This window comes from Rhodovulum sulfidophilum DSM 1374 (assembly GCF_001633165.1).
GTDB classification, from domain to species: Bacteria; Pseudomonadota; Alphaproteobacteria; order Rhodobacterales; family Rhodobacteraceae; genus Rhodovulum; species Rhodovulum sulfidophilum.
Genome location: NZ_CP015418.1, coordinates 3,533,118 through 3,547,793, shown reverse-complemented (window position 1 = coordinate 3,547,793; position 14,676 = coordinate 3,533,118). Strand labels below are relative to the sequence as shown.

Here is a 14,676-nt window from a genome sequence, read left to right as displayed (position 1 = left end):
CGAATGCGCCGGGGCGGCTGCCATCCTCGCCCCGGCGTCGCTGATTATTCGAGCATCATCTGATAGCTGGCAGGCAGATAGCGATAGCCGGTCTCCTGTTTCTCGACATAGCCCAAGGCCGGGAACGGCATGTGATAGCCGATGAAGGGCATCCGCTCGGCCGCCAGCATGTCGAGCAGCCGCCGCCGCGTGGCTGCCGCCGCTTCCTTGTCGCGGTCATAGAGCACCTCCCAGTCGGGATGGGCCAGCGACCAGATATAGTGATTGGCGAAATCGGCGCCGAGCAGCAGTGCCTTGCCGTCGCTCTCCAGCCGGTAGGCCATGTGCCCGGGCGTATGGCCGAAGGCCGCCACCGCAGTCACGCCGGGTGCGGCCTCGTCGCCATCTTCGAGAAAGCGCGTCTTTTCGGCGAGCGGGCGCATCTTCGTCTCGAAGCTCTCGTCGCCCGACATGTCCCAGGCATCGAACTCGACCGCGCCGGTGACATAGCGGGCATTGGAAAAGGTCTCGGTCCCGTTCTCCATCAGCCCGCCGATATGGTCGCCATGCATATGGGTGATGATGACGGTGTCGATCTGGTCGGGGGTATAGCCCGCGGCCTCCAGCGCGGCGACGGTGCCCCGGGGCGCAAGACCGGTATCGAACAGGATCAGCTCGGCCCCGGTATTGACCACGGTCGGGGTGAAGAAGAACTGCGCCTTGTCGGCCGGGATCATCGCCGCCTCGGAGACGGCGGCGAATCGTTCGGGCGCGACATTCAGCCCGAAGATCGTCTGCGGGTCGGGCACGGTGCGACTGCCCGCAAGGATCGTCGTCACCTCGAAGCTGCCCAGGGCGAAGCGGTTGAAGGGCGGCCGGGCCGGGCCCATCATCGGCGCGGCGGCCCGGGCCGGACGGACGGCGGCGGCCAGCGGCAAGGCGGCCCCGGCCAGAAGCGCGTGGCGGCGGGTCATCTTGGTCATGGCGGGTCTCCCTCTGCTGCCCCGGCCCGGGGCCGGAGCTTCCCCGCAGGGAAGGATAGCGGCGATCCGCGGGCCTGCCATCTCACGACGGCGCGAGGGCGCGCGGCCGGGACGGGGTCATTCCCACCAGGGATCGATCGAGGCGATGTCGTCGTCGGACCAGCCGAAATGATGCGCGATCTCGTGGATCAGCACATGGGTCACCAGCTCGGTCAGGGTCACCTCCTCGCGATCGACCCATTCGTCGAGGATCGCACGGCGGAACAGCCAGACCGTATCGGGCCGCTCGGGCTGGTCCATCACCGATTTCTCGGTCAGCGGGATGCCGTCGTAAAGCCCGGTCAGCTCGAACGGGCTTTCGATATCGAGCTCGCGGAGCATCTCGTCCGAGGCGAGATCCTCGACCCGGATCGCCACCGCGCGGGCCGGTCCTCGGAACGGCTCGGGCAGTGCGTCGCGGGCGGCGGCGGCAAGGTCGGCGATCTCGTCGAGCGAGGGCGGAAGGCCATGTCGGATCGGGTCTGTCATGGGCCCGATATGGACAAAACCGCGCCGTTGTGGAAGAGCGGGCACTCAAGGAGAATGCCCATGACCACCGTCACCCGTTTCGCGCCGTCGCCCACCGGCTACATTCATGTGGGCAACCTGCGCACCGCGTTGTTCAACTACATGATCGCCCGCAAGGCCGGCGGCACCTTCATCCTGCGCTTCGACGATACCGACCCGGAACGGTCCAAGCAGGAATATATCGACGGCATCCGCGAGGATCTGGAATGGCTGGGCTTCAGCTGGGACCGCGAAGAGCAGCAATCGGCCCGTCTCGACCGCTATTCCGAGGTTGCCGCCGAGCTGCGCGCCTCGGGGCGGCTTTACGAATGTTTCGAGACACCGACCGAGCTGGACCTCAAGCGCAAGAAGCAGCTGAACATGGGCAAGCCGCCGGTCTATGACCGTGCCGCTCTGGAGCTGTCCGAGGACGAGAAGGCCGCGCTTCGGGCCGAGCGCCCGGGGCATTGGCGCTTTTTGCTCGACCGCGAGCGGATCGAGTGGACCGACGGCATTCTCGGCGACATCTCGATCGACGCGGCCAGCGTCTCGGACCCGGTGCTGATCCGGGGCGACGGCCAGGTGCTTTATACCTTCGCCTCGGTGGTCGACGACGTGGACATGGGCGTGACCCATATCGTGCGCGGGTCCGACCATGTCACCAACACCGCGACCCAGATCCAGATCATCCGGGCCATCGGCGGCACCCCCCCGACCTTCGCCCACCATTCGCTGCTGACCGGGCCCCAGGGCGAGGCGCTGTCGAAACGGCTGGGCCACCTGTCGCTGCGCGATCTGCGCAAGCAGGGGGTCGAGCCGATGGCGCTGCTGTCACTGATGGCCCGTCTCGGCTCGTCCCAGCCGGTCGAGCTGGCGGGCAGCCTCGACGAGCTGATCGAAGGCTTCGACATCTCGACCTTCGGCGCCGCCCCCACCAAGTTCGACGAACACGACCTGTTCCCGCTGACCTCCCGGCATCTGCACGGGCTGCCCTTCGCCGCGGTCCGGGAAGAGATCGCGGCGCTGGGCGTTCCGGACGACCGGGCCGAGCGGTTCTGGCAGGCGGTGCGCGAGAACATCGTCACCCGCCACGATCTGGCCGGCTGGTGGGCGCTTTGCCGCGACGGCGCGGAACCGCTGGTCGACGAGGAGGATCGCGACTTCATCGCCGAGGCGCTGACGATGCTGCCCGAGCCGCCCTATGACGAGAACAGCTGGTCGGCCTGGACCCAGGCGGTGAAGGAAAAGACCGGCCGCAAGGGCCGCAAGCTGTTCATGCCGCTGCGCAAGGCCGTCACTGGCCGCGAGCGCGGCCCGGAACTGGGCGACCTGCTGCCGCTGTTCCAGAAGAAACCGGGCTGAGCCCCGGCCGGGCTCCGGCAGCCAGCCCCTTGTGGGGGCTGGATTGCCCTCGCGAGGCGATCTTTCAGCCGTTTCGATGTGTTGCGAGGGAGCCGGGGACGCGCTGACCGTCTGCGCGTATCGCTGATTAGGCCCTGTCTGCATTCAGGGGTTTCCCATCTGCAGCGAGTTCCGATTCAGGATCGAAAACGAAGGCGATCTTGAGCAGGCGACCGCTGACGGATGAGCGCGGAGCAAGCGGCATCTGCCCCCGGACGAGATGGGGTGCCGGGGCGGAGCGGCGCTGACAATCGGTTATCTGTGGGCGCAGTGCCGTGCTGGCGCGCAGGTGCGGTTCCGCAGATGGACGATGGAGGGGCCCCCGGAGCGCCTTTTCCATGAGTTGAGTGCAGCCCCTAACTTCGAATGCGTCCTCATCGACAGCACCATTTGCAAGGCTCACGCGGATACGACGGGCGAAAGAGGGGCCAAGCCGGCCCCCGGCGCGATGGCGGCATATGTCCGCAGCTTCGACCCGGAGGCCGAGAAGCTCAGCAGCGGACGGCGCGGCTGTTCAACCGCCTCGAAGGAACGCTGTCGGGGCTTGAAGGCCTTTCGGACGATTTGCGCGCGGGCAGGGCGGTGGCAATGGAAGAGGCCCGGGTCGCGAAGGGTCATGGTTTCAGCCGACAGGCGACGACCCGCTTGAAGGCTCCTTGAGACGCCGCCAGGGCCGGAAAGCCGGTGTTCCTCCACCTCGAGACGCAAAAGGACGCGATGGCTTGTGCCGCCGCCACGCCGGGCCTGCTTCAGAGCCTCGCAGGCGTCATCAATCGCGATGACGGTGATCTGCCTGTCGGCGGCGTCGTCGCAGGCACGCTCCCGGAGGAAGATCGGATGCTGCACCCGGAATCCGAAAGGCCCGGCGCCGGGGCGCAGGACCGTCTGGAAGCCGCCCGGATGCGCCTGTTTGTCGAGCCGGGCATGCTGTAGGCAAGTCTCGGCATCGAGGTCTGTCGGGGGACCGGGGGGGGGCAGGTCCGGATATGCGTCTTTGATATCGCCTTTGGCGGGGACAGCACACGGCGGGTAGTGGGCGGAGGGCCGAATATCGCGCCGACGGGACGTTGGCATTCGACAGCTACGTCTGACGGATGGCGGTCCGGGAAGCGGTTCTGCTTCGGCACGGACGGTTCGCTGTTCTCCGTGGAAGGGTCGAACCGGGGCTGAAAGCTGGCACGGTCGGTGCGGCCCGATGACAAGCCGGGAAGCTCATGGAAGCAGAAGCTTCCCTGTCCTCCGCCTCAGCCCGGCAGAATCCGTCGCACGCCCCGCGCCTTCAGCCCGGCATCCACCGTGTCCCGCTCGGCTGCGTTCAGCAACTGCGCGCGCGGATAGCGGGGGGCATCTCGGTCGTTCAGCACCGGCGCGTCCCAGCCCCCGGTGGTGGCGAAGAATGCCTCGGCCCCGGCCGGGCCGAACTCGCGCAGATAGCCCTGCACCACGGTGTCGAGATAGCTGAGCAGGATCGGGTGGCGGATGTCGGGCGGCTCGGCCAGGCCCTCGGGGATGGCGTAGACATGCACGTCGATCCGCGCGGCAAGCCCATGGTCCACCACCTTGCCCACCGCATGCCGGTCATAGGCGTATTCGCGCTGGTCGAGCGCGGTCCAGTCGCCCCCGGGTACCGCCGCGATCAACCCGTCAAGAGTGACGCCCGGTGCCGGTTCCGCCGTCAGATAGGCCACCGGACGCAGTGGCGTGTGCCGCCAGACCCTGCGCCAGCCGGAGATCCGCGCCCGGACCGCGTCGCGATAGCCATGGGTCGCGCGGTTCACCAGCGATCCGTAGCCGAAGAAGAAGGGATCCTGCATCCTCCCAAGAATGCAGGCCGCGCGGGGCAGTTCAAGTCCTTGCCCTTGCGGGGCCGTGCAAGCCCTTGCCCGCGCGGGACCGCGCAAGTCCTTGTTCGCGCGGGACCGCGCAAGCCCTTGCCGGTGCTGCGCCCATGATCTAGATCAAGCGCCAACCGTCCACGGGAGAATCCGGCCGCAAGGCCGGTGCCGAAGGAGCAACCGCCCCGGTAAACTCTCAGGCAGCAAGGACCGCGGACGGACACGGACTCTGGAGAGAGGCGCGCGAGGCGTCCGCCGAAGGGATAGCGATCTCAGGCGAAGGGACAGAGGGGGCATCGGAAGGGACGTCCATGGGGGGCGTCCTCGATGCCGCGATGCCAGCACGCATCCGGCCAGGGGAATGGTTTGCCATGTCGGCCTTGCAGCGCACCGCGCTTTACGATCTGCATCTGGAACTGGGCGCGAAGATGGTGCCCTTCGCGGGCTACGAGATGCCCGTGCAATACGGCCTTGGCGTGATGAAGGAACACCTGCATTGCCGGGCGCGCGCGGGGCTGTTCGATGTCAGCCATATGGGGCAGGTCAGCCTGCGCCCGAAATCGGGCATGGTCGAGCATGCGGCCATCGCGCTGGAACATCTGGTGCCGGTGGATCTGGTCGGGCTGAAGCTTGGCCGCCAGCGCTATGCGATGTTCACCAACGAGACGGGCGGCATCCGCGACGACCTGATGGTGGCGCGGCGCTGCGACGATCTTTTCGTCGTGCTGAACGCCGCCTGCAAGACAGAGGACATCGCCCATCTGCATGCGACCATCGGCTGCGATTGCGACATCGTCGAGCTGACCGCCCGCGCCCTTCTGGCGCTGCAGGGGCCCGAGGCCGCCGCGGTGCTGGAAACCGTCGCGCCCGGCGTTTCCGACATGCGCTTCATGGATGTGGCGATCATCGACACGGCCGACGGCCCGCTCTGGGTGTCGCGCTCGGGCTATACCGGCGAGGACGGGTTCGAGATCTCGGTGCCGGTCGAGCGTGCCGAGGCGCTGGCCCGCCAGCTTCTGGCGCATGAGGCGGTCGAGGCGATCGGGCTCGGCGCCCGCGACAGCCTGCGGCTGGAGGCTGGGCTTTGCCTTTACGGGCATGACATCGACACCGGGACCTCGCCGGTCGAGGCCGATCTTGCCTGGGCGATCCAGAAGGTCCGCCGCACCGGCGGTGCGCGCGAAGGCGGCTTTCCGGGAGCGGCGCGCATCCTCGGGGAACTGGATACCGGCGCGGCCCGCCAGCGGGTGGGGCTGCGCCCCGAAGGCCGGGCGCCGATGCGCGAGGGCACCGCGCTTTACGCCGCCGAGACCGGTGGCGAGCCCGTCGGCACGGTGACCTCGGGCGGGTTCGGCCCGTCGGTCGGGGTGCCGGTCTCGATGGGTTATGTGCCCGTTGATCTTGCCCTGGAAGGGGCCAAACTCTGGGGCGAGGTGCGCGGCAAACGCCTGCCGGCCGAAATCGTGCGCCTGCCGTTCCGCCCATCGACCTACAAGCGCTGAGGGACAATACCGATGAAATTCACCGAACAGCACGAATGGCTCCGCGTCGAGGACGATCTCGTCGTCGTGGGCATCACCGAGCATGCCGCCGAACAGCTTGGCGACGTGGTCTTCGTCGATCTGCCCGAGGAGGGCACCACCGTCTCGAAGGATGACGAGGTCGTGGTGATCGAAAGCGTCAAGGCGGCTTCCGACATCCTCGCGCCCCTGGATGGCGAGATCGTCGAGGTCAACCAGGCGCTGACCGACGCGCCCGCCAAGGTCAACGAGGACCCGGCCGGCGACGGCTGGTTTTTCAAGATGAAGCTCGAGGACCTCTCGGCGCTCGACGAGTTCATGGACGAAGCCGCCTATCGCGCCTTTATCGACTGATTTCGGGAATCCCATGCCTTATACCCCCAGCACCTACCTGCCTTACGATTTCGCGAACCGCCGCCATATCGGCCCCTCTCCGGAGGAGATGACCGAAATGCTGGAGGTGCTGGGGCTTGAAAGCCTCGAGGAGCTGATCGGGCAGACCGTGCCCGACAGCATCCTTCAGGCCGAGCCGCTCGATTTCGGAAAGCCCAAATCCGAACGCGAGATGCTGTGGTTCATGCGCCAGATCGCAAAGAAGAACCGCGCCTTCACCACCCTGATCGGGCAGGGCTATTACGGCACCGTGACGCCGCCCGCGATCCAGCGCAACATCCTGGAAAACCCGGCCTGGTACACCGCCTACACCCCCTACCAGCCGGAAATCAGCCAGGGCCGGCTCGAGGCGCTGCTGAACTACCAGACCATGGTTTCGGACCTGACCGGGCTCGAGATCGCCAATGCGTCGCTCCTGGACGAGGCCACCGCCTGTGCCGAGGCGATGACCATGGCGCAGCGGGTGGCGAAATCGAAGGCGGGCGCGATCTTCGTCGATGAGGCCTGCCATCCGCAGAACATCTCGGTGATCCGGACCCGGGCCGAGCCTCTGGGGATCGAGGTCATCGTCGGCGACCCCTTCGCCGATCTGGACCCCGAGAAGGTCTTTGCCGGCATCTTCCAATATCCCGGCACCTACGGCCATATCCACGATTTCACCGGCCCGATCGCCGATCTGCACGCGGCCCAGGCGCTGGGCATCGTCGTCGCCGATCCGATGGCGCTGGTCGTGCTGAAGGAGCCGGGCGCGATGGGAGCCGACATCGCCGTGGGCTCGACCCAGCGCTTCGGCGTGCCGATGGGCTTTGGCGGCCCGCACGCGGCCTATATGGCCTGCCGCGGCGCCTACAAGCGGGCGATGCCGGGCCGGATCGTCGGCGTCTCGGTCGATGCGCGCGGCAACAAGGCCTATCGTCTGGCGCTTCAGACCCGCGAGCAGCATATCCGCCGCGAGAAGGCGACCTCGAATGTCTGCACCGCCCAGGCACTGCTGGCGGTGATGGCGGGCTTCTATGCCGTCTTCCACGGGCCCAAGGGGCTGAAGGCCATCGCCCAGCGCATCCACCGCAAGGCCGTGCGCACCGCGCGCGGGCTGCAGGAGGCGGGCTTTGCCGTCGAACCGGCCGAATTCTTCGACACCTTCACCGTCGAGGTCGGCCCGATGCAGGGCGTGATCTACAACGCGGCCCTGGCCGAGAAGATCAACCTGCGCCGGATCGGCAAGACCAAGCTGGGCATCGCGCTGGACGAGACCACCCGGCCCGCATCCATCGAGGCGCTCTGGCGCGCCTTCGGGGTCACGCGCAAGGACAAGGGCGGTGACGGCGAATACCGCTTCCCCGAGGGCATGAGCCGCAAGAGCGATTTCCTGACCCATCCGGTCTTCCAGATGAACCGGGCCGAGACCGAGATGATGCGCTACATGCGCCGTCTGGCCGATCGCGACCTCGCGCTCGACCGGGCGATGATCCCTCTGGGCTCCTGCACCATGAAGCTGAATGCCGCGGTCGAGATGATGCCGATCACCTGGCCGGAATTCTCGAATGTCCACCCGCTGGCGCCGGCCGATCAGGTCCGGGGCTTTGCCGAGATGCTGGACGATCTGGCCGACAAGCTCTGCCGGATCACCGGCTATGACGCGATGTCCTTCCAGCCCAATTCGGGGGCGGCGGGCGAATATGCCGGGCTCATGACCATCGCCGCCTATCACCGGGCGCGGGGCGAGGGGCACCGGCGGATCTGCCTGATCCCGACCTCGGCCCATGGCACCAACCCGGCCTCGGCGCATATGGCTGGGATGAAGGTCGTCGCGGTCAAATCGGCCGAGAACGGCGATATCGATCTGGAGGATTTCCGCGCCAAGGCCCAAGCCGCGGGCGGCGATCTGGCAGCCTGCATGATCACCTATCCCTCGACCCATGGCGTCTTCGAGGAGACCGTGCGCGAGGTCTGCGAGATCACCCATGCCCATGGCGGGCAGGTCTATCTGGACGGGGCCAACCTGAACGCGCTGGTCGGGCTCGTCAGGCCGGGCGAGATCGGGTCGGATGTCAGCCACCTGAACCTGCACAAGACCTTCTGCATCCCGCATGGCGGCGGCGGTCCGGGCATGGGGCCGATCGGCGTCAAGGCGCATCTGGCGCCCTATCTGCCCGCCGATCCGGTGGCGGGCGGGACCGGCGCGGTCAGCGGCGCGATGCATGGCTCGGCCTCGATCCTGCCGATCAGCTATGCCTATGTGCTGCTGATGGGCGGCGCCGGGCTGACCCAGGCCACCAAGGTCGCGATCCTGAACGCCAATTACATCGCGAAGCGGCTCGAGGGCGCCTATGACGTGCTCTTCAAGGGCCGGAACGGCCGGGTCGCGCATGAATGCATCATCGATACCCGCGATTTCGTGGAAACGGCGGGGGTCACCGTCGACGATATCGCCAAGCGGCTGGTCGATTGCGGCTTCCATGCGCCCACCATGAGCTGGCCGGTGGCGGGCACGCTGATGATCGAGCCGACCGAGTCGGAGACCAAGGCCGAGCTCGACCGCTTTGTCACCGCGATGCTGGCTATCCGCGACGAGATCCGCGAGATCGCGGAGGGCCGGATCGAGAAGGGCAACAACCCGCTCAAGAAGGCGCCGCATACGGTCGAGGATCTGGTGGCCGACTGGGACCGCCCCTATTCGCGCGAGCGGGGCTGCTTCCCGCCGGGCGCATTCCGGGTCGACAAGTACTGGCCGCCGGTCGGGCGGGTCGACAACGCCTATGGCGACCGCAACCTGATCTGCACCTGCCCGCCGGTCGAAGACGTCGCCGACGCGGCCGAATAGGCCCGCGCGGACAGGAACGCGGCCCCGGCCTCTGCCCGGGGCCGTTTTCGTTTGCGGCTATAAACCGGCCAGCTGCCTCAGCCCGGCCTTGTCCTCGTCCAGCACCAGCGCCGCCTCGGCATGGGCCAGCGCCCGCCGGGTCATCGCCTCGGCGGCACGGGCCAGCGCCGGGTCGTCGCCCTGACGCAGCGTGTTCAGCGCATGGATCAGCCGCCGCGCCACCTCGCGCATCGACGCCCCGTCGCGGGCGATGGCGGAGAAGGCGTCCTCGACCAGATCGTCGGCGCGCAATGGCGGGGCATGAAGCCGCGGATAGCGGATCTCGTCGCCTGCGGCCGGGCATTCGGCCAGCAGCTGTTCGAGCCGTCCGAGAATGTCGATGGCGGTGCCGGGGTCGTTCAGCCCGGGCGAGAGTGCCCGCGAGGCGATCTCGGACAGCACCGCCAGAGCGAAACGCGCATCCTGCTCGAAGCTGCGCACCGCCTCGATCTCGAAGGCGGCACAGATCGCGTCTCGGTCGATGTCGCCCGGCGGGTTCACATGCGCCAGCGCCCGTCCGGCAACGAGGAAACTGCCGGGCACGGCCGCGACCCAGATTTCCGCCCCGGCCTTTTCGGCGAGAACGGACAATGCGGCCATGTCGACAAGCTGCACATAGCCGCCCCGCGGCGCGGGCACCGGCCGGGCCCCGGCGGGCGGCACCGCGCCATCGGGCAGGGGGGTGGCCAGCATGCTGGGGGCGTTGCGCGCCGCGGTCAGCGTGTCGCGGGCGCGGGCGGCGGCCTGGGCGATGGTCTCGTCCATGCTGCCCAGCCGGGACAGATGGTCGATCCAGCGCAGGATCGCGACCACCACCAGCACCACGACCAGCACGGTGAAGGCGAACAGCACGAAGGGCGCCGCGCCGGTATAGGCGCCCGCCCGGAACAGGATGATCGAGACCAGCGCGAAGATGAAGGCGCCGATGAAGGTCGCCAGCACGGTCTGGGTCGTGGTGTCCTCCAGCAACAGCCGGTGCGAGCGCGGCGTCACCTGCGACGAGGCCTGGCGATGCGTTGTCACCATGATCGACAGCGAGAAGGTCGCGACCGCCAGCATCGACGAGGCCAGCACGTCGAGCACTGGCATCACCGCATCCTCGCCCAGCCGGTCGGCCAGTTCCTGCGGGATGACCGGCCCCAGCAGCGCCGCCGCCCCCGCCGCGACGATGCCGAGCACCGCGATCAGGCTGGTGCGCACCCAGAGCCGACGCGACAGGCGCAGAACCTGCCAGAGCCGAAGCGATTTCATCCGAGGGCCTCCCGCTGTCGCTGCATCCGTTCGATCCTAGCCCGTGGCCGGGGCGGGTAAAGCCGGTTGCGGTCCGGAGGCGCCGACCTGTTCTGCCTGACCCGGGTGCGGTTGCTGCGATGCGGTCGCAACATGGACGGTATTGGGGCGCCCTGGCCGGTCTGCCGAAACCGAGCTGCTGTGTTACCGCTCTCTGCCTGCCCGCCGACAGGCCGGGGCAGGGCCCGGACGCGGCACCCGGCTTGCTGACGGGGGAGGGAGCGCGAGATCGACCACGCCCCGCCCGGGAAGGGCCGAAAGGAGGATCCGCCGCGGCTGGTCGATTTTCGGGCTGCCTGATGCGGAGCCTGCCGGATGATGGCGCCGCAGGGCTCCGCGGCCGCGGATGCTGCTGCCGGAGGCGCGGCTGGCCAGCTGCGACACCTGTGGTCATCAGGCGGCGCACCGCTTCTGAGCCTGTTCTTCAGGGGCTGCGAGGCGGCCCGGCCGGCCGAAGCGCGGCCCGTGGAGGAGATTGCGAAATTTGTATGTCATCATATGGGGCAGACGGCTTGACATCCCCCTCGCCATACTGCAAATCACCGCTCACCGGGGCCGTAGCTCAGTTGGGAGAGCGCGTCGTTCGCAATGACGAGGTCAGGGGTTCGATCCCCCTCGGCTCCACCAAAGTTACCTTGAAAAGCATCAGATAGTTCTGCCTTTGTTGTCAGAGGATATGCCTCTGCCGCGCAGACGGGTGCTGTTTTCCCTTTGATAATCCACGCTGCCTCGATCCGCGCCCTTGGCGTGTTGATCGCTTCGCAGCCCTTCCCCCTGTCAAACCCGAGGATGGCCCATGAGCGCCAATTTCTTCGTCGTGAAGGGCGGCCCCGGTGCGGGCAAGACCAGCCTGATCACCGAGCTTGCCCGCCGCGGCTTTCATACGATCCCCGAATCCGGTCGCGCGATCATTCGCGAGCAAATGCAGAGCGGCGGAGACGCCGTCCCTTGGGGCCTGGACAACGCAGCGCTCGACCGGTCCCAGCTCACTACCGACATCGGCCCTTATCGCTGCGATGTCCCTTGGAGGCCCAGGCGGACAATGGCACGCTAGAAGATTGACATGCAGAATGGAGGGTGCCCCAAATGCCGCATATAGGGTCAGGATGCATTGATTTCGTGCGTACAGCATGTTTCACGGCTTCGAAAACGGAGCGATGACATGAGAGATATCTTCTGGCTGATCGACGCGCAGATGGCACGGCTGGCCCCTTTCTTTCCCAAGTCCCATGGCAAGGCGAGCGCAGCCGGGTAGTCCGCTTTCCAAGCCCGAGCGTTCCTTCGGATTGGTATGATTGCCGTGCCGCGGCGTGCGATGACGGCGCCGTGACAGCGGCGTGTGTCGCAGGCACCATCCGCGGTCACGGTGCCGATGTCCTCGGGGATCTGGCCTAACAGGTCCGGCAAGACGGGACTGTCGCCTTCCCAGCTGGGGGGTGAACTCGACGGCCCGGATGTCCGAAGTGGCGGCATCCATGGCCAGATGCACCTTTCGCCATTGGCGGCGCCCCTGAACGCCATGCTTGCGCGCTTGCCATTCCCCGTCGCCAAGGAACTTGATGCCAGTGCTGTCCACCAGAAGGTTCAGTGGTCCGTCGGCACGGCGATAGGAGATCTGAACCTTGAGGGGTTTCTGTCTGCGGCACGGCGTCGAGATGTCCGGAACGGGCCAGTCCAACCCGGCCAAGCGCAAGAGGCTCGCGACCATCGCGGCGGTCTGCCTGAGCGGCAGCTTGAACAGAACCTTGATCGACAGGCAGAACTGGATCGCGGCATTCGAAAAGACCGGTGGGCGTCCTTGGCGTCCCTCATGCGGTGCGTGCCAGGCCATCTCCTTGTCCAGATAGATCAGCAACGTCTCGCGCTTCCGAAGCGCATCGTTGCAGGTGGACCAGTTCGTCCTGAGATGGCAGGCGGGTTTGAGCTTGCTCGTGCAGTCCGTCTAACCGCATGGATTCGCAATGTGAATCCTTACACCGGCTGAGTTCTGCAACAACGCCGTATGGAAGGGCATTCCGGAAACGCTGGAGCGGAACCACGCCCGCAGCAGGATCGAGGCGAGGATGCGCTGCCTGAAGTCCGTCGGCGAGCGCATCGCGGCACGAGACCCCGACCGCCAGACCGCCGAAATCCACCTCCGCGTCATTCGCCATTGTCCTCGGACCAATGGAGCGACATGGCTCATTCATGAACCGTTTCAACGCCCTCGGCACCGCCCAGATCGTCCGCGTGGCCTGACGTCAGCGGGGTAAGGTGCAATCATCCTCCAGATGAAAGTTGCGCAACAACGCCTATGCCATCACCTTCATCTCGCTGCCGTGGCTTGCATCCATGGCGGAGTAGAGATCCGCCGCGAAACCTACGGCACATCGAGAAACCCCGGTGACGTGCGAAGGGGCGGTGCGGCCGACAGGGTCGGGATATCGGGTCCGGATGGCGCGAGATCGGGCAGGCCCGCGATAGCCGCCTCCAGTTCCGCGGCTATTGCAAGCAGGCCCAGATCGCCATGCCGCCTCCCGATCAGCTGCACCCCGAAGGGCAGGCCCTGTGCGTCGCGCCCACAGGGGAGGATGATCGCCGGATGTCCCGGGATCGTCGCGGCATAGGCCGGAGCGAGCCAGTGATAGTAGCTCTGCAGCGGTTGACCGTCGATCTCGGCCGGGAAGGCTTCGTGCCAGTCGCGCGGCTGCACGGTCACCGCGGGCGAAATCAGGACGTCGAATTCGTCGAAGAAGCTCAGCCAGCGGCGCGCATAGGCGCCCTGGCTCGCCAGCGCCTGTGCCACATCCGTAGCACTGTAGCGGCGCCCCTCGCGCACATTATCGGCCACCAGCGCGCCCACGAGATCGGGTGTCTCGTCCAGAAACCGCGCATGGGTGGCCTGAAACATGACCGCACGCAGGACCGAGAAGATGCGGTCGGCGCCGGTGCAATCGGGCGTGCTCTCCTCGCTTGCCCCGAGGAAGGGCAGAAGCGGCGCCAGCACGCTGCGGAATGTCTGCCGGGTGGCTGCCGAAACCGGGGCGAAGCCGAAATCCTCGGTCACGGCAACGCGCAGCGAGGAAAGGTCGCGACGGGGCAGGCGCGCGAAATCGGCTGCTTCCCAGGGCGTGCGTCCCCCGATCACCGTCGTGAACGGGTCGCGGGCATCGGGGCGGGCGAGGACCGACAGCATCAGGGCGCAATCGGCGACGCTGCGCGCCATGGGGCCTGCGGTCGGTTGCGGCAGCAGCGCCGTGGCCCGGTCGGGGCCGGGGACAAGGCCAAAGCTCGGACGGAAGCCCACGACACCGCAATAGGCCGCGGGTGTGCGCAGCGACCCGCCAAGATCGGAGCCCGAGGCCAGAGGCGCAAACCCGCAGGCCAGCGCCACCGCCGAGCCGCCCGAGGATCCGCCGCAATTGCGCGTCAGGTCATGCGGGTTCGCGGTGGTGCCATGGACGCGGTTGCGCGTATTGGCGCCCGCGCTCCATTCCGGCACGTTGGTCTTGCAGAAGGGCAGCGCTCCGGCGGCGCGCAGACCGGCCACCAGCGCATCATCGGCCGAAGGAATGTTGTCGCGGAAGATCTGGGAGCCATAGGTCGTGGGCAGCCCGGCGACATCGTTCATGTCCTTGATCGCCACCGGCAGCCCGTGCAGCGGACCGAGCGGACGCCCCGCCGCGCGGTCCGCATCGGCCTGACGGGCGCCCGCGAGCAGCGCGTCGGGGTCGCAAGAGACGACCGCGTTCACCGCGGGATCGATGGCCTCGATCCGGGCGATGCAGGCGCGCGCCAGCTCTTCGGCGGAAAGCTGGCCGCGACCGATCAGGCGGCGCGCCTCGAGGGCGCCCATGTCGGCGGGGTCGGTGGCATCGGACATGTCA

11 protein-coding genes, 1 tRNA gene, 3 pseudogenes and 2 riboswitches are annotated in these 14,676 nt (G+C 67.4%); of the genes and pseudogenes, 8 read left to right on the top strand and 7 right to left on the bottom strand.

Features of this window, described 5'->3' with window-relative positions; all coding sequences use genetic code 11:
* Positions 1 to 44 precede the first annotated feature (44 nt).
* Together A6W98_RS16565 and A6W98_RS16560 are read right to left on the bottom strand one after the other, a co-directional pair.
* The gene (locus A6W98_RS16565; protein WP_042463374.1) at positions 45 to 962 is read right to left on the bottom strand and encodes an MBL fold metallo-hydrolase; all 918 of its coding nucleotides are present in this window, start codon (positions 960 to 962) and stop codon (positions 45 to 47) included.
* Between the two features lie 117 nt (positions 963 to 1,079).
* A complete protein-coding gene (locus A6W98_RS16560; RefSeq protein WP_042463373.1) occupies positions 1,080 to 1,490 on the bottom strand; it encodes a metallopeptidase family protein in 411 nt (136 codons plus the stop codon).
* A 54-nt stretch (positions 1,491 to 1,544) separates the two neighbouring features.
* On the opposite strand from A6W98_RS16560, the gene gltX reads away from it, so the two are divergent.
* Together gltX and A6W98_RS22030 are read left to right on the top strand one after the other, a co-directional pair.
* Positions 1,545 to 2,870 carry a glutamate--tRNA ligase gene (gltX, locus tag A6W98_RS16555; RefSeq protein ID WP_042463371.1) on the top strand — a complete coding sequence of 442 codons (1,326 nt, stop codon included), beginning with the start codon at positions 1,545 to 1,547 and terminating at the stop codon, positions 2,868 to 2,870.
* A 222-nt stretch (positions 2,871 to 3,092) separates the two neighbouring features.
* A pseudogene (locus A6W98_RS22030) lies at positions 3,093 to 3,348 on the top strand (IS5-like element IS711 family transposase); the annotation flags it as partial.
* Here A6W98_RS22030 and A6W98_RS21265 read toward each other — a convergent pair.
* Together A6W98_RS21265 and A6W98_RS16540 are read right to left on the bottom strand one after the other, a co-directional pair.
* Positions 3,309 to 3,755 carry a hypothetical protein gene (locus A6W98_RS21265; RefSeq protein WP_155734834.1) on the bottom strand — a complete coding sequence of 149 codons (447 nt, stop codon included), beginning with the start codon at positions 3,753 to 3,755 and terminating at the stop codon, positions 3,309 to 3,311. The pseudogene A6W98_RS22030 and the gene A6W98_RS21265 sit on opposite strands and share 40 nt — an antisense overlap.
* Before the next feature lie 398 nt (positions 3,756 to 4,153).
* A complete protein-coding gene (locus A6W98_RS16540; protein WP_042463365.1) occupies positions 4,154 to 4,723 on the bottom strand; it encodes a gamma-glutamylcyclotransferase family protein in 570 nt (189 codons plus the stop codon).
* A 152-nt stretch (positions 4,724 to 4,875) separates the two neighbouring features.
* Positions 4,876 to 4,967, top strand: a riboswitch (glycine riboswitch).
* A gap of 4 nt (positions 4,968 to 4,971) precedes the next feature.
* Positions 4,972 to 5,034, top strand: a riboswitch (glycine riboswitch).
* An 81-nt stretch (positions 5,035 to 5,115) separates the two neighbouring features.
* Between A6W98_RS16540 and gcvT the strand changes: the two genes are divergently transcribed.
* From gcvT to gcvP, 3 genes are read left to right on the top strand one after another with little or no spacing between them, the layout of a single operon-like run.
* Complete coding sequence (gene gcvT / locus A6W98_RS16535; RefSeq protein WP_042463362.1) at positions 5,116 to 6,246, top strand: glycine cleavage system aminomethyltransferase GcvT; 1,131 nt, start codon at positions 5,116 to 5,118, stop codon at positions 6,244 to 6,246.
* Between the two features lie 12 nt (positions 6,247 to 6,258).
* Complete coding sequence (gene gcvH, locus A6W98_RS16530; protein ID WP_042463359.1) at positions 6,259 to 6,618, top strand: glycine cleavage system protein GcvH; 360 nt, start codon at positions 6,259 to 6,261, stop codon at positions 6,616 to 6,618.
* Positions 6,619 to 6,631: 13 nt separating this feature from the next.
* The gene (gene gcvP / locus A6W98_RS16525; protein WP_042463357.1) at positions 6,632 to 9,481 is read left to right on the top strand and encodes an aminomethyl-transferring glycine dehydrogenase; all 2,850 of its coding nucleotides are present in this window, start codon (positions 6,632 to 6,634) and stop codon (positions 9,479 to 9,481) included.
* Positions 9,482 to 9,538: 57 nt separating this feature from the next.
* Here gcvP and A6W98_RS16520 read toward each other — a convergent pair whose 3' ends face one another.
* A complete protein-coding gene (locus tag A6W98_RS16520; RefSeq protein WP_042463355.1) occupies positions 9,539 to 10,771 on the bottom strand; it encodes a DUF2254 domain-containing protein in 1,233 nt (410 codons plus the stop codon).
* Between the two features lie 590 nt (positions 10,772 to 11,361).
* Here A6W98_RS16520 and A6W98_RS16515 point away from each other — a divergent pair.
* Together A6W98_RS16515 and A6W98_RS22025 are read left to right on the top strand one after the other, a co-directional pair.
* A tRNA-Ala gene (locus A6W98_RS16515) sits at positions 11,362 to 11,437 on the top strand.
* Positions 11,438 to 11,606: 169 nt separating this feature from the next.
* A complete protein-coding gene (locus A6W98_RS22025) occupies positions 11,607 to 11,864 on the top strand; it encodes an AAA family ATPase (protein ID WP_081251977.1) in 258 nt (85 codons plus the stop codon).
* Between the two features lie 182 nt (positions 11,865 to 12,046).
* Here the strand turns inward: A6W98_RS22025 and A6W98_RS20520 are convergent.
* A pseudogene (locus A6W98_RS20520) lies at positions 12,047 to 12,740 on the bottom strand (IS5 family transposase); the annotation flags it as partial.
* 59 nt (positions 12,741 to 12,799) lie between these two features.
* Here A6W98_RS20520 and A6W98_RS21255 point away from each other — a divergent pair.
* Positions 12,800 to 13,048, top strand: a pseudogene (locus tag A6W98_RS21255) (hypothetical protein); the annotation flags it as partial.
* Between the two features lie 121 nt (positions 13,049 to 13,169).
* Here the strand turns inward: A6W98_RS21255 and A6W98_RS16500 are convergent.
* Positions 13,170 to 14,672 (bottom strand): amidase, encoded by a 1,503-nt coding sequence (locus A6W98_RS16500; RefSeq protein ID WP_042463350.1) that lies wholly within the window; start codon positions 14,670 to 14,672, stop codon positions 13,170 to 13,172.
* Between the last annotated feature and the right edge of the window lie 4 nt (positions 14,673 to 14,676).

Bases quoted from the DNA above. Each gene is read 5' to 3' on its own strand.
- A6W98_RS16520 (WP_042463355.1), bottom strand. From the start codon at position 10,771: ATGAAATCGCTTCGGCTCTGGCAGGTTCTGCGCCTGTCGCGTCGGCTC.
- A6W98_RS16500 (WP_042463350.1), bottom strand. From the start codon at position 14,672: ATGTCCGATGCCACCGACCCCGCCGACATGGGCGCCCTCGAGGCGCGC.
- A6W98_RS16565 (WP_042463374.1), bottom strand. From the start codon at position 962: ATGACCAAGATGACCCGCCGCCACGCGCTTCTGGCCGGGGCCGCCTTG.
- gcvP (WP_042463357.1), top strand. From the start codon at position 6,632: ATGCCTTATACCCCCAGCACCTACCTGCCTTACGATTTCGCGAACCGC.
- A6W98_RS22025 (WP_081251977.1), top strand. From the start codon at position 11,607: ATGAGCGCCAATTTCTTCGTCGTGAAGGGCGGCCCCGGTGCGGGCAAG.
- gcvT (WP_042463362.1), top strand. From the start codon at position 5,116: ATGTCGGCCTTGCAGCGCACCGCGCTTTACGATCTGCATCTGGAACTG.
- gltX (WP_042463371.1), top strand. From the start codon at position 1,545: ATGCCCATGACCACCGTCACCCGTTTCGCGCCGTCGCCCACCGGCTAC.
- gcvH (WP_042463359.1), top strand. From the start codon at position 6,259: ATGAAATTCACCGAACAGCACGAATGGCTCCGCGTCGAGGACGATCTC.
- A6W98_RS16540 (WP_042463365.1), bottom strand. From the start codon at position 4,723: ATGCAGGATCCCTTCTTCTTCGGCTACGGATCGCTGGTGAACCGCGCG.
- A6W98_RS16560 (WP_042463373.1), bottom strand. From the start codon at position 1,490: ATGACAGACCCGATCCGACATGGCCTTCCGCCCTCGCTCGACGAGATC.